17 protein-coding genes are annotated in these 20,823 nt (G+C 62.6%); 9 read left to right on the top strand and 8 right to left on the bottom strand.

Annotated elements, in window-relative coordinates:
* Positions 1-90 precede the first annotated feature (90 nt).
* The gene (uvrC, locus tag V7S54_RS18310; RefSeq protein WP_065374510.1) at positions 91-2,112 is read right to left on the bottom strand and encodes an excinuclease ABC subunit UvrC; all 2,022 of its coding nucleotides are present in this window, start codon (positions 2,110-2,112) and stop codon (positions 91-93) included.
* A complete protein-coding gene (locus tag V7S54_RS18315) occupies positions 2,109-2,873 on the bottom strand; it encodes an SDR family oxidoreductase (protein ID WP_065374511.1) in 765 nt (254 codons plus the stop codon). The genes uvrC and V7S54_RS18315 overlap by 4 nt, the downstream gene beginning before the upstream one ends.
* A 367-nt stretch (positions 2,874-3,240) precedes the next feature.
* On the opposite strand from V7S54_RS18315, the gene V7S54_RS18320 reads away from it, so the two are divergent.
* Positions 3,241-3,879, top strand: coding sequence for an outer membrane protein (locus V7S54_RS18320; protein ID WP_057252653.1), 639 nt, complete (start codon positions 3,241-3,243; stop codon positions 3,877-3,879).
* Between the two features lie 62 nt (positions 3,880-3,941).
* Here the strand turns inward: V7S54_RS18320 and V7S54_RS18325 are convergent, their stop codons facing one another.
* From V7S54_RS18325 to V7S54_RS18340, 4 genes are all read right to left on the bottom strand, one after another.
* Entirely contained in the window at positions 3,942-4,532 is a 591-nt protein-coding gene (locus tag V7S54_RS18325) for a glutathione S-transferase (protein WP_336408663.1), read from the bottom strand.
* Positions 4,533-4,614: 82 nt separating this feature from the next.
* Positions 4,615-5,166, bottom strand: a complete 552-nt coding sequence (locus V7S54_RS18330; protein WP_419178163.1) for a ribonuclease T2 family protein — start codon at positions 5,164-5,166, stop codon at positions 4,615-4,617.
* A gap of 167 nt (positions 5,167-5,333) precedes the next feature.
* Positions 5,334-5,774, bottom strand: a complete 441-nt coding sequence (locus V7S54_RS18335) for a hypothetical protein (protein WP_065374513.1) — start codon at positions 5,772-5,774, stop codon at positions 5,334-5,336.
* Positions 5,775-5,825: 51 nt separating this feature from the next.
* The gene (locus tag V7S54_RS18340; protein WP_065374514.1) at positions 5,826-6,695 is read right to left on the bottom strand and encodes a 23S rRNA (adenine(2030)-N(6))-methyltransferase RlmJ; all 870 of its coding nucleotides are present in this window, start codon (positions 6,693-6,695) and stop codon (positions 5,826-5,828) included.
* Positions 6,696-6,764: 69 nt separating this feature from the next.
* On the opposite strand from V7S54_RS18340, the gene V7S54_RS18345 reads away from it, so the two are divergent.
* The 5 genes from V7S54_RS18345 (at position 6,765) to V7S54_RS18365 (ending at position 14,560) form a co-directional block, all read left to right on the top strand.
* Entirely contained in the window at positions 6,765-8,900 is a 2,136-nt protein-coding gene (locus V7S54_RS18345) for a molybdopterin-containing oxidoreductase family protein (protein ID WP_065374515.1), read from the top strand.
* 32 nt (positions 8,901-8,932) lie between these two features.
* Entirely contained in the window at positions 8,933-9,826 is an 894-nt protein-coding gene (locus tag V7S54_RS18350) for a cation diffusion facilitator family transporter (protein ID WP_065374516.1), read from the top strand.
* A 42-nt stretch (positions 9,827-9,868) separates the two neighbouring features.
* Positions 9,869-10,465, top strand: coding sequence for an NUDIX domain-containing protein (locus V7S54_RS18355; protein WP_065374517.1), 597 nt, complete (start codon positions 9,869-9,871; stop codon positions 10,463-10,465).
* Positions 10,466-10,568: 103 nt separating this feature from the next.
* Positions 10,569-13,178 (top strand): bifunctional lysylphosphatidylglycerol flippase/synthetase MprF, encoded by a 2,610-nt coding sequence (gene mprF, locus V7S54_RS18360; protein WP_065374518.1) that lies wholly within the window; start codon positions 10,569-10,571, stop codon positions 13,176-13,178.
* Positions 13,175-14,560 carry a virulence factor family protein gene (locus tag V7S54_RS18365; protein WP_065374519.1) on the top strand — a complete coding sequence of 462 codons (1,386 nt, stop codon included), beginning with the start codon at positions 13,175-13,177 and terminating at the stop codon, positions 14,558-14,560. The genes mprF and V7S54_RS18365 overlap by 4 nt, the downstream gene beginning before the upstream one ends.
* A gap of 54 nt (positions 14,561-14,614) precedes the next feature.
* Here V7S54_RS18365 and purN read toward each other — a convergent pair whose 3' ends face one another.
* Positions 14,615-15,283, bottom strand: coding sequence for a phosphoribosylglycinamide formyltransferase (gene purN, locus V7S54_RS18370; RefSeq protein WP_065374520.1), 669 nt, complete (start codon positions 15,281-15,283; stop codon positions 14,615-14,617).
* Positions 15,280-16,350: a phosphoribosylformylglycinamidine cyclo-ligase gene (gene purM / locus V7S54_RS18375; protein WP_065374521.1), complete on the bottom strand. Its 1,071-nt coding sequence runs from the start codon at positions 16,348-16,350 to the stop codon at positions 15,280-15,282. The genes purN and purM overlap by 4 nt, the downstream gene beginning before the upstream one ends.
* 373 nt (positions 16,351-16,723) lie before the next feature.
* On the opposite strand from purM, the gene V7S54_RS18380 reads away from it, so the two are divergent.
* The 3 genes from V7S54_RS18380 to V7S54_RS18390 all read left to right on the top strand — a co-directional run bounded on the left by V7S54_RS18380 (position 16,724) and on the right by V7S54_RS18390 (position 20,812).
* Complete coding sequence (locus tag V7S54_RS18380) at positions 16,724-17,845, top strand: AI-2E family transporter (protein WP_065374522.1); 1,122 nt, start codon at positions 16,724-16,726, stop codon at positions 17,843-17,845.
* Positions 17,846-17,871: 26 nt separating this feature from the next.
* Positions 17,872-18,561 (top strand): DnaA regulatory inactivator HdaA, encoded by a 690-nt coding sequence (gene hdaA, locus V7S54_RS18385; RefSeq protein WP_065374523.1) that lies wholly within the window; start codon positions 17,872-17,874, stop codon positions 18,559-18,561.
* 64 nt (positions 18,562-18,625) lie between these two features.
* On the top strand, positions 18,626-20,812 hold the full coding sequence (locus V7S54_RS18390; RefSeq protein ID WP_065374650.1) for an RNA degradosome polyphosphate kinase: 2,187 nt from the start codon (positions 18,626-18,628) through the stop codon (positions 20,810-20,812).
* The last annotated feature ends 11 nt before the right edge of the window (positions 20,813-20,823 follow it).

A 20,823-nucleotide genomic window follows, 5' to 3' on the forward strand; every position in this document is an offset into this window, starting at 1 on the left:
TGCTGACCGGAGGTCAACAGGTCATCACGCGGCAATTGTCATATTTGCCTGATTCCATGTGAACGCCCGGTGAATTGTGACACCCGGTTGTCATTTGGCACCATCGTCGTGGAAATGTTCGTAGACCAGCCGGGCCACCGTCTCGGAAATCCCGGCGACGGCCATCAGGTCGTTGATGCCCGCGCGTGAGACGGCCTTCGCGGTGCCGAAATGCGTCAGCAGCGCGCGCTTGCGCGTCGGCCCGATGCCGGCGATTTCGTCGAGCGGGTTCTTGACCATCTCCTTCTTGCGGCGCGCACGGTGCGAACCGATCGCAAAGCGGTGCGCCTCGTCGCGCAGCCGCTGAATGAAATAGAGCACCGGATCGCGCGGCGGCAGCGTGAAGCTGTCGCGGCCAAGCGCGAAGAAGCGCTCGCGTCCGGCGTCGCGGTCGACACCCTTGGCGACGCCGATCGCGGTGACGCAGTCCTCGACGTCGAGCTCCTTGAGGATGGCCCGCACTGCGGTCATCTGGCCCTGGCCGCCGTCGATGAGGATGACATCGGGCCAGGCGGGGAAAGCGCCGTCTTCAGACTCCACGCTCCGGTCCGGTTTGCCCTCTTCCTTCAGCAGCCGCGAAAACCGCCGCGTCATCACCTCGCGCATCATGCCGAAGTCGTCGCCCGGGGTGATGTCGGTCGATTTGATGTTGAACTTGCGGTACTGGCCTTTGACGAAGCCTTCCGGCCCCGCCACCACCATGCCGCCGACGGCATTGGTGCCCATGATGTGCGAGTTGTCGTAGATCTCGATGCGGCGCGGCGTGCGCTCCAACTTGAAGGTTTCCGAGAAGCCTTCGAGCAGGCGCGACTGCGAGGCCGTTTCTGCCAGCTTGCGGCCGTGCGCCTCGCGCGCATTGGCGAGCGCGTGATCGACGAGATCCTTCTTTTCGCCGCGCTGCGGCACCTGGATCGCGACCTTGTATCCGGATTTTTCGCTGAGCGCCTGGCCGAGCAGTTCCTGCTCTTCCACCGCTTCGCAAAGCAGGATCTGCCGGGGACAGGGCTTGTCGTCGTAGAACTGGGCGAGGAATTGCGAGAGCACCTCGGCCGTCGGCAGCGACGGGTCGGCCTTCGGGAAATAGGCGCGGTTGCCCCAGTTCTGCCCGGTGCGGAAGAAGAACACCTGGATGCAGGAGATGCCACCCTCGTGGTGGATCGCAAAGACGTCGGCTTCCTCGACGCCAGAGGGGTTGATGCCCTGGTGGCTCTGGACGTGGCTGAGTGCGGCGAGGCGGTCGCGGTAAAGCGCTGCCCTTTCGAAGTCGAGGTTCTCGGCTGCCTCGCCCATGGCGGCAGCGATCGTCGCTTTCACCGCCTGGCTCTTGCCCGAGAGGAAGTCCTTGGCCTCCTGCACCAGTTCCGCATAGCCCTGATCGCTGATTTCGCCCGTGCAGGGCGCCGAACAGCGCTTGATCTGGTAGAGCAGACAGGGCCGCGTGCGCGTCTCGAAGACGCTGTCGGTGCAGGTCCGAAGCAAAAAGGCGCGCTGCAGCGAATTGATCGTGCGGCCGACCGCGCCGGCGGACGCGAAGGGACCGAAAAAGTCGCCCTTGCGGCTGCGTGCGCCGCGATGCTTGTAGAGCGCCGGCGCACGGCTATCGCCGGTCACCAGGATATAGGGAAACGACTTGTCGTCGCGCAAAAGCACGTTGAATCGCGGCCTGAGGCGCTTGATCAGGTTCGCTTCGAGCAGCAGCGCCTCGATCTCGGTGCGCGTCGTCACGAACTCCATATTGGCGGTCTCGCGCACCATGCGCGCGATGCGGTTTGAATGGCCGCGCCCCTGGGCATAGTTGCTGACGCGCTTCTTCAGGCTGCGCGCCTTGCCGACATAGAGAACGTCGCCGGTCTCGTTGAACATGCGGTAGACGCCAGGCCCGTTTGGCAGGCGCTTGACGAAGGCCTGGATCAGCTCCGCGCCCTTCAAGCCTTCCATTTCGGCGCGATTCTCGTTCCACTCGACGGGTGGCGTGGCACTCGTGCTTTCTGCGACCTCGATCAGATCGTCGTCGTCTTCCGCTTCGCTGCCGTCATAGAGGATGCCGCCGTCTGTCGGCACGCGTCCGTTCATTCCACTATCTCCCTGATGTCGGGCGTTTCCCAGGCGAGGTGCTGGCCCCCGTCGAGCGCGATCATCTGTCCGGTAATCGACGGCGTGTCGAACAGGAAGCGGATCGTCCGTCCGAATTCGTCGAGCGTCGGCCCGCGTCTGAGAATCAGGGCTTCGACCTGCGCCTCAAAATCCTTCGGGTCCTGCCGCTCGTTTGGCAATGTCGGCCCGGGGCCGATTCCGTTGACGCGGATGCGCGGGGCGAGCGCCTGCGCCATCGTCCGGGTAGCGGTCCAAAGCGCCGACTTCGACAACATATAGGAATAAAAGCGCGGATTGGGAGCCCAGACGCGCTGGTCGATCACGTTGACAATGAGTCCATTGGCGTTCGCCGGAAGCAGTTCAGCGAAATCGCGCGCCAACAGGGAAGGGGCCTTCACATGCAGGGCGAAGTGCTGATTCCAGATTGATTCGTCGAAAGCGTCGAGGCTGTCCTTCTTGAAGACCGAGGCATTGTTGACGAGCAGATTCAGCGGGCCAAGCGCCTCTGCGGCGCGTGCGATGAGCGTCGAAGTCTCCGCCGTATCGGTGAGGTCGGCGCGAAGCGCGACGGCCTTCGTTCCACCTTTCAAGAGTGCTTCGACGAGAGCTTCCGCTTCGTCAAATGAGGCGTCGGCATGAATGGCGACCGAAAAGCCATGGGCCGCGAGGTCCTCAACTATAGCCTTGCCGATCCGCTTGGCGCCCCCGGTCACGAGGGCGGCCTTCAGTGCTTTCTTCAACGTTTCATCCCGCTTTTTCGAATCTTCGCGTCAGCCGACCAAGATATAGGCAAGAAACGTGAGCCTGAAACACTCCCTGACAGTTCCTTGCCGAAAAATTAATGGAATTGGCGTAAATTGTATTATTTTGTATGTGTATAGTATATCTTCGGTTAATCTTGAATCATGGTTAACAAATCCCCTGTGGCCTCAAAGCAACATCAAATTTCGGGCGCGTTTGTGCCACCAAAATTTCACATTTTGGCTCTTGTGAATCCTCATTTGCTGGCCAATTTCAGCTCAACCGGGCGGGTTAATTGAAAGTTGTCCGATGTTTCACTGTGGGACCCCAAGCCCAAGGGGCATCGGTACGAAAAGGAGAATATTTATGCGTACGCTCACCACCACCCTCATGGCTTCGGCTATGACCCTCATCGCCTTCCAGGCCGCCCAGGCTGCTGATGCCATCGACGAAGTTCCGGCTGCTCCGCAGGCCGAATACACCGAGCCGGCGCAGAAGAACTGGTCGGGCGCCTATGTCGGTGGTACCGCCGATTGGCACCATGGTCAGTTTGACGCGACCGGCAGCAACACCGCAGCCGGCTTCGGCGGCGGTCTCTACGGCGGCTACAACATGCAGAGCGGCCAGATCGTATACGGCGGCGAAGCCGATGTCGGCTACTCCGGTCAGGATTCGAGCAAGGGCAACCTGCGCATGAAGCAGGGCGTCAACGGCTCGCTGCGCGCTCGCGTCGGCGTCGATCTGAACCCGGTTCTGCTTTACGGCACCGCCGGTCTCGCTGTCGGCCAGGCCAAGGGCACCGTTGGTGGCGCTTCCGACAAGAACACCATGGTCGGCTGGACCGCAGGTGCCGGCGCGGAAACCTTCGTCACCGACAACATCACCGCACGCGTCGAGTACCGTTACACGGACTACGGCTCGAAGGACTTCCGGATGGGCGGCACCAACGTCTCCTCCGGTTACGACGAGCACAGCGTTCGCGTCGGTATGGGCGTGAAGTTCTGATCGGCTTCTGCCGGATCAAAAGGAAAGGCCGGGGTGACCCGGCCTTTTTTGTGCCCGCTATTTTAAGCCTTGAACTTGGAATAGTCGGGGAAGTGCTTTTCGAACTTTGCCGGCCAGTTCTTGAGCTTGGCGTGACCCTTCTGCCATTCGCCGGCAAAGCGCAACTCGATGTATCGCAGCATCGCCGCAAGGGCGAAATGGCCGCCATGGAGCTTGGCTCCGGTCTTCGGCAGGTTGGCGTTCAGGTGGTCGAGGCTGCGTTCGACCTTTTCCCATTGCCGGTCGATCCAGGGCTGATGCACCTTTTCCGGCGGGTGTGAACGTTTCTCGTAGACGATCGCGAGCAGGCTGTCGCAGACGCCGTCGCACAGGGCTTCGAGGATCTCGACATCGGTCCGCTTGCCCGCGTTCTTCGGGTAAAGCTTGCCCTTCGTTTCCCGATCGATGAAGTGCATGATCGCGCGGCTGTCATAGACCGAACGCCCATCGTTAAGGATGAGTGTCGGTATCTTGCCGAGTGGATTGTTGCCGATCAGTTCGGGTGGATTGGCTCCGGTGTCGGTCAGCACGCTATCGGCCGAGAACCCGGCATAATGCGCCGCCATCCGAACCTTGTTCGAATAGGGCGAGGCAGGAGAGTACAGTATCTTCATCGAGCGTCTTTCTTCTGGTCCAGAGCAATTCCGACAAGAGTGCGAAGCGGAATTGCGTCCGGAATTGACTAAGAACAAATACCTATGGAGCCGGAGGCAGTGAAATGCTGTCTTTCCTGCATGCCTGGCGATCGACCGCCGGGCAGGATCGGAAATTCAGCGACTTGTCGAAGCAGATCCGGATTTCTTCGAGCATGTTGCCTTCGCACGTAACCGCGACCGCGTCTTTTGTCATGCCAGGGTTTTTGGCGACGAGCGCGCTTTCGATCGCGTTGACGGACATGTTCGTTTGTCGTCGGGGAGGCGAGAGCTCTGGTGGCAGGGAGAGACTATTCCAGGCCGCGCGCGTGACGGCGAAGTAGTCCACCTGACTGAGCCCGGAACAGGTGCCGTGCTTGCGCCACTGATGGCCGATCAGGCCCATCGACGGAATGAGATCGAGATACTGCTTGCCAAGCGACGAGGGCACGCGGTCCGATTGCCGCGTCGGGCAGAAATCCGGATACCCCTTTTCGTTCTGAGGCCATAGGCCGTGCACAATCAGGCCGCGGTTGCTGCCGATTTCGCATTGGCTGGATTTGCCGTTGGGATCGTTGTCGCCGCACCAGGTCGGCGACCAGGAGAGCGAAAGCACATAGAAATCGAATCCGCTGCCGATCGGAACCGCGACGGCCGCTTTTGCAGGTTTCGTCTCGGCGGCCGGCGGCGCCTTCTCGGTGTTCTGATCGCTACAGCCGGCCAGGCTAGCCGCAACGAGAAGCGCCGGCAGAAGCCGGCGCAAAGTTCGGAGTGGAGCCATGTTTATTGAAGCGACGCGCAGTAGGCGCCGTAAACATACCAGGGATCAAGCCCGCCGACGCAGAACTCGATGCTGCGGCCGACACCGGCAAAGCCCCAGGGACGTTCGATGACATAAAACAGCGAGCGCTGATAACCGTCGGTCATCACAGCGGTGGCGCGGCAATACTCACGCTCGACCAGATGCGTCTCGTCGCGAAGCTCCTGCCGGCTCTGGCCCGTGTTGCGGATTTCGGTGATCGAGAGATTGGCGTGCAGGTAGTTCGCGTCGCGGTATTCGAAGCGCGAGGTGATGAAGCCGAGCACGGAGGCTTCGCTGCAAACCCCGGCGTCGTAAGATTGCGCTTGGCCGCTGCCGATATAGTCGGCAGCCGATGCACTTGGCGCTGCCGCGCCGGCGAGGGAAAGCGAAATGAGAAGCTTGGCGGCGAGCGTGCGAGTCATGGGCGTCTCCCTATGTCGTCACAGGAGATTGCGGTGCGTCGCGCCCGTCCGTCAAGCCCCTCGGCTCGCCTGTTCTTCTCCGCGCAGCCAGAAGCAGCGGGCGGAGGCGAAGCGATCCTGCGCCAGCCGTGTTTTCAGGAACGGCAGCAGCAGATCGAGTTCGCCCTTCAGCGTGAAGGGTGGGTTGACGATGATGAGGCCGGAGCCCGAAAGGCCGGTGGTTTCGCGGTCACTGCGGACCGACAGTTCGGCGCAGAGCATCTTCGGAATTTCGAGCGCCTTCAGTGCTTCGTGGAAAGCCTTGATCGGCGCGCCCTGCTTCAAAGGATACCAGAGGCAATAGGTGCCGCCGGCAAAGCGCCGGTAGGCGCGCGCCAGGCCATCGGCGAGGCGCTCGTATTCGCCTTCCTTTTCGAAGGGCGGATCGACGAGGATCAGTCCACGCTTCTCTTTCGGCGGCAGATGCGCGCCGAGCGCCAGCCAGCCGTCGAGTTCGGTGATCCGGCTCTGGAAGTCGCCGTCGAACAGTCGATGCAGGGTTTCGTAGTCGTCCGGGTGCAGCTCCATGGCAGACAGCCGGTCCTGCGGACGGAAGAGCATGCGGGCGAGCTTCGGCGAGCCGGGATAGAGCGTCAGCTCGGCGCCGGGATTAAGCGTGCGGACGGACTCCAGGTAGGGGGCGAGGATGGCAGCGATTTCTGTGGGCAAATCGCCCTCGAGAAGCCGACCGATGCCGTCGCGCCATTCCCCGGTCTTCTGCGCTTCTTCGCTGGAGAGGTCGTAAAGCCCGATGCCGGCATGGGTGTCGAGCACGCGAAACGCCTTCTCCTTCTGCTGAAGATAGGTGACGAGCCGCGCCAGCACCGCGTGCTTCAGCACGTCGGCGAAATTGCCCGCGTGGTAGATGTGCCGATAGTTCATGAGCGCCGCCGATGGCCCCGATCAATTGTTTCGATGGGTGAACGATTGGCTCTTTGAGCCCGTTTGTCGATGCCATATAGAAAAGCTATGAACGTTGCGACCCCCATCAAAGCAGAAAAATCGATCGGCCATTCGGTCTGTCCGCACGACTGTCCCTCCGCTTGCGCGCTGGAAGTGGACCTGACTGCTGAAGGGCGGATCGGCCGGGTGCGCGGCGCTTCCGCTAACACCTACACCGCCGGTGTGATCTGCGCCAAGGTGGCGCGCTATTCCGAGCGCATCTACCATCCCGGCCGTCTCATGGTGCCGCAGCGGCGCAAGGGCGACAAGGGCGAGGGGAACTGGCAGGACGTGAGCTGGGAGGCGGCGCTCGACGAGATCGCCGACCAGTTCATCCGCGCCGAGCAAAAGCATGGCGCGGAAGCTGTCTGGCCCTATTTCTACGCCGGGACCATGGGCCAGGTGCAGCGCGATTCCATCGAGCGGCTACGCCACGCCAAGCGCTATTCCGGTTTCTTCGGCTCGATCTGCACCAACATGGCTTGGACCGGCTTCGCCATGGCGACCGGCGCCTTGCGCGGACCCGATCCGCGCGAGATGGCCAAGGCCGATTGCGTGGTGATCTGGGGGACGAACGCGGTCGCGACCCAGGTCAATGTGATGACGCACGCGGTCATGGCCCGCAAGGATCGCGGCGCAAAGATCGTCGTCATCGACATCTACGACAACCCGACGGTCAAACAGGCGGATATGGGCCTGGTGCTGAAGCCCGGCACCGATGCAGCCCTTGCCTGCGCCGTCATGCACATCGCCTTTCGCGACGGCTATGCCGATCGGGCCTACATGGCGGAGTTCGCCGACGATCCGGCGGGACTTGAAGCGCATCTCAAGTCGCGTGGGCCTGAATGGGCATCCGCCATCACCGGGCTTGCTGTCGACGAAATCGAAGCATTCGCCAAACTCGTCGGCACGACGCCGCGCACCTATTTCCGGCTCGGCTACGGCTTTACCCGCCAGCGCAACGGCTCGGTCGCCATTCATGCCGCAGCGTCCGTGGCGACGGTTCTCGGTTCCTGGAAGCACGAGGGCGGCGGCGCCTTCCACTCCAACAACGACATCTTCAAGCTCGACAAACGCGAACTGCTCGGCTCGGCCTTTCACGATCCGGATGTCCGCATGCTCGACCAGTCGCAGATCGGCCGGGTGCTCACCGGTGACGCCGAGGCGCTTCGCCATCGCGGCCCCGTGACGGCGATGCTCATTCAGAACACCAATCCGGTGAACGTCGCGCCGGAACAGCGGCTGGTGAAGCGTGGCTTCCTGCGCGATGATCTCTTCGTCGCCGTGCATGAGCAGTTCATGACCGATACGGCGGCCGTTGCCGATATCGTGCTGCCGGCCACCATGTTCCTCGAACATGACGATCTCTATCGTGGCGGCGGTCATCAGCACATACTGATCGGTCCGAAGGTGGTGGAGCCGCCGTCGACCGTGCGCACCAACCTCTTCGTCATCGAGGAACTGGCCAAGCGCCTGGGCGTTGCCGAACATGCCGGCTTCGGCCTGACGGAGCGCCAGCATATCGACCGGCTGCTTGCCAATTACGGCATCGGTTATGAGGAGATGAGACAAGAGAAGTGGCTGGACTGCCAACCGGCATTCGAAGACGCGCACTACCTTAGAGGATTCGGCCATCCCGACGGCAAGTTCCGCTTCAAGCCGGACTGGACGGGAACGCCGGCGGCGAACCGGCCGCCGAAGTCCATGGGCATTCAGGGGCCGCATGCAGCGCTACCGGAGTTTCCTGACCATGTCGACCTGATCGAGGTTGCGGACGCCGAACATCCCTTCCGCCTCGCGACCTCGCCGGCCCGTTCCTTCCTCAATTCGACCTTTGCCGAGACGCCGTCCTCGATCCAGAAGGAAGTGCGCCCGGAAGTGATGCTCCATGCAGAGGATGCTGAGGCGCTCGGCATCGCCGATGGCGATATCGTTCAGCTCGGCAACGCGCGTGGTGAGATCCGCTTGCATGCGAAGATCGGTGGGGGAACGCGTCGCGGCGTTGTGATCGCCGAGGGGCTCTGGCCGAACGGCGCCCATCTCGACGGGGAAGGGATCAACGTGCTGACCGGTGCCGATGCGGTGGCGCCCTATGGCGGTGCCGCCTTCCACGACAACCGGGTCTGGGTCAGGATGGCCCGCTAAATCAGGTTGTTCAACGGCAGACGGAATCCTCCATGAGCGGCGACCACCACCATGCAGATGTCAGCAGCACGCCGGTTTCGAGGCTCTGGGCGTCGCTTGGCCTGACCGGCGGCTTCATGCTGGCGGAGGTCGTCGGCGGGGTACTGACCGGCAGCCTGGCGTTGATCTCCGACGCCATGCACATGTTGACCGATACGGCGGCCCTTGCGATCGCGCTCGTCGCCATCCATGTGGGCCGGCGCCCGTCCGACCTGCTGCGCACCTATGGTTATGCGCGGTTCGAAATCCTGGCGGCCGCCTTCAACGCGCTGCTCTTGCTCGCCGTTGCCTTCTACATTCTCTACGAAGCCTGGAAGCGCCTGTCGGAGCCGCAGGAAATCCAGTCGGGCGGGATGCTGGTGATCGCCGTCATCGGCCTGCTCGTCAATCTCGCCTCGATGCGGCTCCTGACCAGCCACAAGGATGAAAGCCTCAACGTCAAGGGCGCCTATCTCGAGGTCTGGTCGGATATGCTCGGCTCGCTCGCCGTCATCGTCGGTGCCGCGGTCATCTGGTTCACCGGCTGGCAATGGGTGGACTCCCTGCTCGCCGTCGGTATCGGCTTCATGGTCTTCCCGCGCACCTGGGTGCTGCTGAAGGAGTGCATCAATATCCTGCTCGAGGGTGTGCCGCCGGGCATGCGGCTCGCCGATGTCCATGCGACGATCGCCGCCGTGCCTGGTGTCGCCTCGGTGCATGACCTTCACCTCTGGGCAATCACCCAAAGCCAGCCGTCGCTGACCGCCCATGCGGTGCTCGCCGAGGGCGCCGATGGCGAAACGGTGCGCCGGGCGATCGAAGAGCGGCTGCGCGAAGAGTTCGACCTGCACCACACGACCTTGCAGATGGAGCGCGAAGACCGCGCGGCAACGGAACACGTTCACTGATCACCGGCGCTGCCGGAATATTGCCACCTTGAAGGACCTTGCATGAGCACACATCACGATCCGCGCGTCAGGATTATCGGTCGCCGCACGCTTTGGGACGGGTTCATCCATCTTGAGGAAGTGACGCTCGAACAGGACATGTCGAACGGCGTGACCGCGACCTTGAAGCGCGAGGTTCACGATCATGGCAGTGCCGCGACCATCCTGCTCGTCGACAGCAAACGGCAATGCGTGGTGCTCGTGCGGCAGTTGCGCGTTCCCGTGCTCTTGCAGGGGGACCAGGCCTATATGATCGAAGCGGTGGCCGGGTTGCTGGACGACGACACCCCGGAAGTTGCGATCACCCGCGAGGCATTGGAAGAGACCGGCTACCATGTCGAAGGCGCCACCCATCTTTTCGATGCCTATATGAGCCCAGGCGCGCTCACCGAACGCACGAGCTTTTTCGTCGGCCACATCGACGTCACGGAAAAGCGTGGGGATGGCGGCGGGCTTGCGCATGAGGGGGAGGACATCGAAGTTCTCGAAATACCGCTTGATCAGGCCTTCGCCATGATCGCCACCGGCGAGATTTGCGACGCCAAGACGATCATGCTTCTGCAATGGGCAAGGCTCAACCGCAACGAACTCGCTAGCTAAATCATTGTTTTATAAGAAGATAATTTATTACGGATATTTCACTTTTTGATCGGTATCGGGTAAGCTAAAGCGCTGATGTTCTCATCATTGACATGGGCGCCCCATGACATCCTCCCTTTCGGAAAGCGCAACTGACGACGAGCAGCAGGCGGAGGGGGGCTGGATTTCCTTCCTGCGCCGCAACCGTCGTTATCTTTCGGCCGCCGGTACGCTATTTGTGATCGCTCTCTTCGGCTTTGCGATCTTTCACCTGACATCCGAAGTTCAGTACGATGAAGTCGTCCAAGCCTTGGCAGATACGCCCTGGGCGTCGCTTGCGGCGGCGGTGTTCTTCACGGCGCTGAGCTTCCTGGCGCTGACCTTCTATGACGTCGGCGCGCTCGATTATGTCCGGCGCAAATTGCCCTATGCGGATGTGGCGCTGACGGCCGCTTGCGCCTATGCGGTCGGCAATACCGCGGGTTTCGGCGCCTTGAGCGGTGGCGCGATCCGCTACCGGTCCTATTCCCGCCTCGGCATCGAGCCGGAAAACATTGGCCGGATCATTGCCTTCGTGACGCTTGCCTTCGGGCTCGGCCTTCTGACGGTAACCTGCCTCAGCCTGCTTGCGGTCGGCGAATATGTGGCGCCGATGACCGGGCTCGATCCGCTGCTCCTGCGCCTGATCGCCGTCGTCATCCTCGGCGGCTTGTTCACCGTGTTCTTCCTTGCGCGCGACGGCCGCGAGGTCAGCCTCGGACGCCTGACATTGCGGCTGCCGGATTCGCGCACGGTCTCGCGCCAGTTCCTGGTGACGGCACTCGATCTCGCCGCTTCGGCGACCGTCCTCTATGTGCTCCTGCCGGCCGGCACCATCGGCTGGCCGGCTTTCCTCGCCGTCTACTCGCTCGCCGTCGGCGTCGGTGTCCTCAGCCACGTTCCGGCCGGTCTCGGGGTCTTCGAGACGATCATCATCGCGACGCTCGGCCACAATACCGATGTCGATACCATTCTCGGCGCACTGGTCCTCTATCGCGTCATCTATCACGTGCTGCCGCTGGTGATTGCGATTGCCGTCGTTATCGGCATCGAGCTTCGCCAGCTCTCCGGCCATCCGGTTGCCTCAAGTGTGCGGCGCGTTGGCGGCCGGATGACGCCGCTGCTGCTGGCGACGCTCGGCATCGTGCTCGCGATCATGCTGGTGCTTTCGAGCGTGACGCCGACGCCGGACGAAAATCTGGCCTTTCTTGAAAGCCTGCTGCCCCTGCCGATCGTCGAGGGTGCCCATTTCCTCGCAAGCCTGCTCGGCCTTGCGCTCGTCGTCGTCTCCCGCGGCCTGGCGCTGCGCCTGGATGGTGCCTGGTGGGCGTCGATCGTGATTGCGATCGCCGCACTCCTGCTGTCGCTGATCAAGGCGATCGCGGTGGTGGAAGCGGGCATGCTCGCCTTCTTCCTCCTGGGGCTGCTCGTCAGCCGACGCCTGTTCGTTCGGCCGGCATCTCTCTTCGGCCAGGCGCTCACCATACCGTGGCTGACGGCGCTTGGGGTCATCTGCCTCGGCGGACTGGTCGTCCTGCTCTTCGTCTACCGCGATGTCGAATACAGCCACGAGCTCTGGTGGCAGTTCGAGTTCTCCGCCGAGGCGCCGCGTGGGCTGCGGGCGCTTCTGGGCGTCACCATCGGCGCCAGCATGCTTTCCATCTGGAGCCTGATGCGCCCGGCAACCGGGGCGGCGGAGCCCGCCTCGGACAATGCGATGGAGCGGGCCTTGGCAATCGTCGAGGCGCAGAACATGTCCGACGCCAATCTGGTGCGCATGGGCGACAAGAGCATCCTGTTCTCGGCCGACCAGCGGGCCTTCATCATGTACGGCCAGCGGGCCCGTTCCTGGATCGCGCTCTTCGATCCGGTCGGCCCGATCGACGCCTGGCCGGAACTGATCTGGCATTTCATCGAGAAGGCGCGCGCCGCCGGCTGCCGGGCGGTCTTCTACCAGGTTTCGCCCGAAGGGCTCTCCTACTATGCCGATGCGGGGCTGCGCGCCTTCCGGCTTGGTGAACTGGCGCGCGTCGATCTCGCCCGTTTCGAGATGAAGGGCGGCAAGTGGGCAAACCTGCGCCAGCAGGTCAGCCGCGCCCAGCGCGACGGGCTGGAGTTCCAGGTCGTACCGCCGGCGGACGTTCCTGAAATCATGGCCGACCTGACGGCTGTTTCCGATGCCTGGCTCGCCCATCACAACGCCAAGGAAAAGGGCTTCTCGCTCGGCGCCTTCGATCCGGACTATCTGACCGAGCAGCCGGTTGCGATCCTTACATGCAACGGACGCATTGTCGCTTTCGCCAACCTCCTCGTGACCGGGACGAAGGAGGAGGGCACCGTCGATCTGATGCGTTTCTCGCCGGACGCGCCGAAAGGTGCCATGGATTTCCTCTTCGCCCAGGTGATGGAATATCTGAAGGCGGAAGGCTTTCGCGCCTTCAATCTCGGCATGGCGCCGCTTTCCGGCATGTCGACGCGTCAGATCGCGCCGGTGTGGGACAGAGCCGGCCGCACCTTCTTCGAGCACGGCGAGCGCTTCTACAATTTCAAGGGTCTGCGCGCCTTCAAGTCGAAGTTTCATCCACAGTGGCAACCGCGCTATCTTGTCGCCAGCGGCGGCATCAATCCGATCCTCGCCTTGATGGATGCGACATTCCTGATCGGCGGCGGTCTCAAGGGAGTGGTGAAGAAATGATCCGTGTCGCGAACGCCTGGAAATGCCTCACCTCGGCGGCGCTGCTGCTTTCGGCTTCCATTCTTCCTGCTGCCGCGGAAGACGCGCCGAAGAGCTACGATACCGGGATGATCCCGTCGCCGCACATCATGCTGCCCAAGGAAAAGGCGACCGCACTGGTCGTGCTGCTTTCGGATGCTTCCGGCTGGATGGACAAGGAGCAGGCGGTCGCCGATACGCTCACCGGTGACAAGACCGTCGTCATCGGTATCGACCTCAAGGCTTATCTCGCGTCGCTCGCCAAGGACGACGGCGATTGCATCTACATGGTCGCCGATATCGAATCGCTCAGCCAGCAGGTACAGCGCGCCATCGGCAGCGACACCTACCAGCTGCCCATCGTCGCCGGCGTCGGCGCCGGTGGCGCCATGGCGCTCGCGATTGCCGCCCAGACACCTCCGGCCACGATCGGCCAGACGCTGGCGGTCGACCCGGAAGAGGGGATCGCGCTCAAGAAGCAGCTCTGCACGCCGGCCGATAAGGTGAAGAAAGGCGACCGCATGGTCTATGGCTTGACCGACGGCGCCTTGCCGGACCCGGTCTCTGTCGTCTTCTCGCCGGCAGCCTCCGCGGATGGTCGTTCGCATGTGGCCGCGCTCATCGCCAAGCATCCGGATGTCGATCAGGAAGACAGCGACGATGACGCCTTCACGGCATTGTCCGACCACCTCTCGGATATCATCGACAGCGAGAGCGACGCCGGCAACCCATTCGGTCTGCCGCTGACCGTTCTCGACGCCAAGCCGACGCGCGATACGATGGCGGTGATCTATTCGGGTGACGGCGGCTGGCGCGACATCGACAAGGAGGTCGGGGACGTCCTCCAGCAACAGGGCGTTCCCGTCGTCGGCTTCGATTCCCTGCATTACTTCTGGTCCGAGCGCGATCCCCAGGCGACCGCGGACGACCTCGCCAAGGTGATGAGCTACTATCGCAAGCATTGGAACGTCCGCAATGTGCTCCTGATCGGCTATTCCTTCGGTGCCGACGTCTTGCCGCGAACCTTCAATCTGTTGCCATCAGGCGAAAAGGCGCATGTGCGCCAGGTGACGCTGATGGCGCTGTCGCACATGGTCGATTACAAGGTCTCGGTGCTCGGCTGGCTGGGTGCGGAAGGCGATGGCAAGGGCGGCGATCCGCTCGACGACATCAAGCGCATCGATCCAGCGCTCGTGCAATGCATCTACGGCACCGACGAAGAGGATGATGCCTGCCCTGAATTGAAGGGCACCGGCGTTGACGTCATCGGCATCGACGGTGGCCACCACTTCGACGAGGACTATCCAGCACTGACAAGGCGCGTGCTCGACGCACTCGACCGCAGGCTGGCGTCGGCGAAGTGATGAATTGGTCCAGCTTCCGCTTCTAGTAATTTCACTGAAAGCGGGGTGCTCTAATCAGGCGGCAGGCGAGATCAGCGTGGCGTTCGCTTCGGCAGCACTCTGGCTCACGGCGCGGCCGCCTTCCATGCGCACCTTGCCCTCGGCCATCAGCCGGAGCGCCATCGGATAGGTGCGGTGCTCGACGGTCAGCACCCGCGCTGCAAGGCTATCCGACGTATCGCCGGGGAGAACCGGCACCACTGCCTGCGCGAGGATCGGGCCTTCGTCCATGCCTTCGGTCACGAAGTGCACCGTGCAGCCGGCGACCTTCATGCCGGCGTCGATCGCCCGCTGATGGGTGTGCAAGCCGGGGAAGAGCGGCAGCAGCGAGGGGTGGATGTTGAGGATCCGCCCTTGATGGCGCTGGATGAAGGTTGCCGAAAGCAGTCGCATGTAACCGGCCAGGCAGATGATGTCGGGCGACAGGCGGTCGAGTTCGGCAAGGATTGCCGCCTCGTGGGCGTCTTTGCTGTCGAAATCCTTGCGCAGGAAACTACGTGTGGCAATGCCGAGTGCTGCCGCCTTGACGAGGCCGCCGGCATCCGCCTTGTCGGCGATGACCGCAACGATTTCGGCCGGGAAGCCCGGCTCGGCAGCAGCCTTCGCGAGCGCCAGCATGTTGGAGCCGCCGCCCGAAATGAAGACGACGACCCGCTTCTTGCCCGTCGAGACCTCAGTCGTCATAGGGCGAGGGTGCCCTTGTAGATCGTGCCGGCAGCACCTTCGTCGCGCGCGACCATCCGGCCGAGGGTGAAGACGGTCTCGCCTTCGCCGGTCAGCACAGAGGCGATCTCCGCAGCCCTGTCGGCCGGAACGACGACGATCATGCCGACGCCGCAGTTGAAGGTGCGCAGCATTTCATTGGCAGCAACGCCGCCGGTCTGTGCAAGCCACGAGAACACCTTCGGCGCCTGGATCGCATCGAGATCGATCTCGGCGGCGAGATGCTTCGGCAGCACGCGCGGAATGTTCTCGGGGAAGCCGCCGCCGGTGATGTGGGCGAGCGCCTTGATCGCGCCGGTCTCGCGGATCGCCTTCAAGAGCGGCTTCACATAGATGCGCGTCGGCGTCATCAGGAGATCGGCGAGCGTGCCTTCGCCGAAGGGTGCCGGCGCGTCCCAGGCGAGGCCCGAGAGCGCGACGATCTTGCGTACCAGCGAATAGCCGTTGGAGTGAACGCCCGACGATGCGAGGCCGAGGATGACGTCGCCTTCGCCGATGTCGCCGGCGGGAAGCAGTTGGCCGCGTTCGGCAGCGCCGACGGCAAAGCCTGCGAGATCATAGTCGCCGCCCGAATACATGCCCGGCATTTCGGCCGTCTCGCCGCCGATCAGCGCACAGCCCGCTTCGCGGCAGCCGCTGGCAATGCCGGCGACGATTGCGGCACCCTGGTCCGGATCGAGTTTGCCGGTCGCGAAATAGTCGAGGAAGAACAGCGGCTCGGCGCCCTGAACCACCAGGTCGTTGACGCACATGGCGACGAGATCGATGCCGACGGTGTCGTGCTTGTTGGCGTCGATGGCGATCTTGAGCTTGGTGCCGACGCCGTCATTGGCCGCGACCAGAACCGGGTCGGTGAAGCCTGCCGCCTTCAGGTCGAAGAGACCGCCGAAGCCGCCGATCTCGCCGTCGGCACCCGGACGCCTAGTCGAGCGCACATGTGGCTTGATCTTCTCGACCATCAGGTTGCCGGCGTCGATGTCCACGCCCGCGTCGCTATAGGTGAGGCCGTTCTTTCCCGACTGGCTCATGCTCGTTCTCCAAGGCTCGTCGTGCGACAGGTATTTTGCGGATGCGATTGGCACGGCAGGCAAGGGAGTGCAAGCCGAGACCACGGATTGGCGGCGTTTTTTCAACATTTTGCCCATATCCCACGATAGAAGCGAAGCAGCATGGCTCCAAACCGTGCGGCCTCGCCCGGTTGGACTTGACCGGCGCCCGCGCCGCCCCCTATCTCCTTTAAAGGGTTGTGATACGCGATCGGCGCATGCGGCGCGCCAGAGCGGGATGGGCAAAAGGGTGTGCGGTTTTCCGCCCGCATCCGGCTCTCGCTTGTGAGAAGCGACCACGGTTATGATTTCAGGTCGATCCGACCTAAAATCATCGCGATCTAAAGGGAGTGTCATGGATATCAAGGTCAGCGGTTCCGGATTGCAGCGCCAGGTTATTTTCTGGCTGCTGGTGCTTGCCGCCTTCATTGCCTTCCTCATGGTTTTCAGCTCGATCCTGCTGCCGTTCCTTGCAGGCATGGCGCTTGCCTATTTCCTCGATCCGGTCGCCGACCGTCTCGAGCGGCTGGGCCTCAGCCGGTTGATGGCGACGGTCGTCATCCTGATCGGCTTCGTTGTGGTCTTCGTGCTGGCGCTCATGGTCATCATTCCTGTGGTCGTCAGCCAGGCGGCCGATTTCATCGCGAATATCCCCGGCTACGCCGCCAAGCTGCAAGTGCTGGTCAACGAAGCGCAGACGCGGCTGATCCCCGATTGGCTGGCGAGCCAGATGCCGTCGCTCAAGCAGAGTTCCGGCAAGCTGCTGGAGCAGGGGGCGGCATTCGTCGGTACGCTCTTCCAGCAGATCTGGAACTCCGGCGTGGCGTTGCTTGACGTCATCTCGCTGCTCGTCGTTACCCCCGTCGTCGCCTTCTATATTCTGCTCGACTGGGACCGGATGGTGGAGAAGGTCGACAGCTGGGTTCCGCGCGACTACGTCTCGGATGTGCGCCAGATCGCCCGCGACATGAACACGACGATCGCCGGCTTCGTCCGCGGGCAGGGCTCGCTCTGCGTCATCCTTGGCCTTTATTACGGTATCGGCCTGTCACTGGTCGGCCTCAATTTCGGCCTGCTGATCGGCCTCTTCGCCGGCATGATCAGCTTCATTCCCTATGTCGGATCCATGGTCGGCCTCGTGCTCGCCGTTGGCGTCGCCCTGGTGCAGTTCTGGCCGGACTATCTTTGGATCGGCCTCGTGCTTGCAGTTTTCTTCAGCGGCCAGTTCATGGAGGGCAACATCCTCCAGCCGAAGCTGGTGGGTAAAAGTGTCGGCCTGCATCCGGTCTGGCTGATGTTTGCGCTCCTTGCCTTCGGCGCGCTCTTCGGCTTCGTCGGTCTGCTGGTGGCGGTGCCGGCAGCGGCGGCCATCGGCGTGCTTGTCCGCTTCGGCATCCAGCGGTACCTTGATAGCGACCTCTATCATGGGCACGGCAAGGCCGTGGAAAAGAAGGCGAAGAGCGACAAGGCCGCCTGATTTCCGACGATTGTCCCGAGTACAGCATGACAAAACGCCCATTCGAACAACTACCCCTGGCCTTCGGCCACGACCCGGCGACGGGTCGTGAGGATCTGCTCGTCTCCGACAGGCTGAGCGCTGCGATCGCCATCGTCGACCATTGGCCCGACTGGCCGTCGCCGGTCGTCATCATCGCCGGGCCGGTCGGCTCCGGAAAATCGCATCTGGCCAGCATCTGGAAAGAGCGGGCAGGGGCTGAAACGATCCATCCGCTCGCCGGCTCCGATGCCGCGCTGATTGCGGCGGAGAAGCCTGTTCTCTTCGAAGACGCCGACCGCAGCGGCTTTGACGACACGACGCTGTTCCACGTCATCAACAACGTGCGCCAACATGGCACCGGCCTCCTGATGACGACGCGGCTCTGGCCGATGTCCTGGCCTGTGACGCTGCCGGATCTGCGCTCGCGCCTGAAGGCGGCGACCGTCGTCGAGATCGGCGAGCCGGATGACGACTTGTTGACGCAGGTGCTGATCAAGCTTTTCGCCGACCGCCAGCTCTTCGTCGACGAGCGGCTCGTGGGCTATATCGTTCAGCGCATGGAGCGGTCGCTGGAGGCGGCGCAGACGATCGTCGAGCGCATCGACCATCTGGCGCTCTCGCGCGGCACGAAGCTCAGCCGGGCACTTGCTTCCGAAGTTCTCGAAGAACTGGGGAATCAGCGGCGGTCCGATTGACTGTCACAGAACCGTCGTCAAACTGAGATAGCCGGTGCAACCGGAGCAATGGGATCGAATGAGCATGGATAACGCGGTATCGGCGGTGAACGAAAACCAGGCGGCAGTGGAGGACATCGATCTGCTGACCAGCCCGCAGCGCTTCATCAACCGCGAATTCTCCTGGCTGCAGTTCAATCGTCGCGTGCTCGAAGAAACGCTGAATACGGCACATCCGCTGCTGGAGCGGATTCGCTTCCTGTCGATCTCCGCTGCCAACCTCGACGAGTTCTTCATGGTGCGCGTTGCGGGCCTGGAAGGGCAGGTGCGCCAGGGCCTTTCCATGCGCTCGCCCGATGGCAAGACGCCGGTCGAACAGCTCGAAGACATCCTCAAGGAAATCGACAATCTGCAGATGGAGCAGCAGGCCTCGCTTGCGGTGCTGCAGCAGTATCTCGCCAAGGAAGACATCCTGATCGTACGCCCGGCGTCGCTGTCGGCGCAGGACAGGAGCTGGCTTGCCAACGAGTTCGACCAGTCGATCTTCCCGGTGCTGACGCCGCTCTCGATCGACCCGGCCCATCCGTTCCCGTTCATTCCGAACCTCGGCTTTTCGATGGGCCTGCAGCTCGTCAGCAAGACCGGCCGCGAGCCGATGACCGCGCTCTTGCGCCTTCCGGTCGCGCTCGATCGCTTTATCCGACTGCCTGATGTCAAGAACGTCATCCGCTATATTACGCTCGAAGATATGGTCAGCCAGTTCATCGACCGGCTGTTCCCCGGCTACGAGGTCAAGGGTTCCGGTACCTTCCGCATCATCCGCGACAGCGATATCGAAGTGGAGGAAGAGGCCGAAGACCTGGTGCGCTTCTTCGAAACCGCGTTGAAGCGCCGTCGCCGCGGTTCGGTGATCCGCATCGAGACCGACTCGGAAATGCCGGCGTCGCTGCGCCAGTTCGTGGTGCAGGAGCTCGGCGTTCCGGAAAACCGGATCGCGGTCCTGCCCGGACTGCTGGCGCTCAACACTTTGTCCGAAATTACCAAGGCTCCACGCGACGATCTGCGCTTCGAGCCGTACAATCCGCGTTTTCCAGAGCGCGTGCGCGAACATGCCGGCGATTGCCTGGCCGCGATCCGCGAGAAGGACATGGTGGTTCACCACCCCTATGAATCCTTCGATGTCGTCGTGCAGTTCCTGTTGCAGGCGGCACACGATCCTGAAGTGGTCGCCATCAAGCAGACGCTTTACCGCACCTCGAACGACAGCCCGATCGTGCGCGCACTGATCGATGCGGCCGAAGCCGGCAAGTCGGTGACGGCGCTGGTCGAGCTCAAGGCCCGTTTCGACGAGGAGGCCAATATCCGCTGGGCGCGCGATCTCGAGCGCGCCGGCGTGCAGGTCGTCTTCGGTTTCATCGAACTCAAGACCCACGCCAAGATGTCGATGGTGGTGCGGCGCGAGGAGGGCAAGCTCAGGACCTACTGCCACCTCGGCACCGGCAACTACCACCCGGTGACGGCGAAGATCTATACCGACCTGTCGTTCTTCACCTGCAACCCGGTGATCGCCCACGACATGGCGAACATCTTCAACTTCATCACCGGCTATGGCGAGCCGGAGGCCGGCATGAAGCTCGCGGTTTCGCCGCACACGTTGCGCCCGCGCATCCTCAAGCACGTCGACGAAGAGATCGAGCATGCCAAGGCCGGGCGCCCGGCCTCGATCTGGATGAAGATGAACTCGCTCGTCGATCCGGAAATCATCGACGCGCTCTACAAGGCGAGCCGCGCCGGCGTCGAGATCGACCTCGTGGTGCGCGGCATCTGCTGCCTTCGGCCGCAGGTCCCTGGGCTCTCCGACAACATCCGTGTCAAGTCCATCGTCGGCCGTTTCCTCGAACATTCCCGCATATTCTGCTTCGGCAACGGCCATGGGCTTCCATCGGAAAATGCCCTTGTCTATATCGGCTCGGCGGATATGATGCCGCGCAATCTGGATCGGCGGGTCGAGACGCTCGTGCCTCTCATCAACCGGACTGTGCACGAACAGGTTCTGTCGCAGATCATGCTGGGCAATCTCATCGACAACCAGCAGAGCTACGAAATTCTTCCTGATGGCACCTCTCGCCGGATGGAAGTCGGCAAAGACGCCGAGCCTTTCAACGCACAGCACTATTTCATGACCAATCCCAGCCTCTCCGGCCGGGGTGAAGCCCTGAAGTCCAGCGCACCGAAGCTCATAGCTGGCTGGAAGAGCGGCTGGCACAAATAAACTGGAATTGC

The organism is Ensifer sp. CCNWLY38, assembly GCF_037120565.1.
Classification (GTDB): Bacteria; Pseudomonadota; Alphaproteobacteria; order Rhizobiales; family Rhizobiaceae; genus Ensifer; species Ensifer adhaerens_H.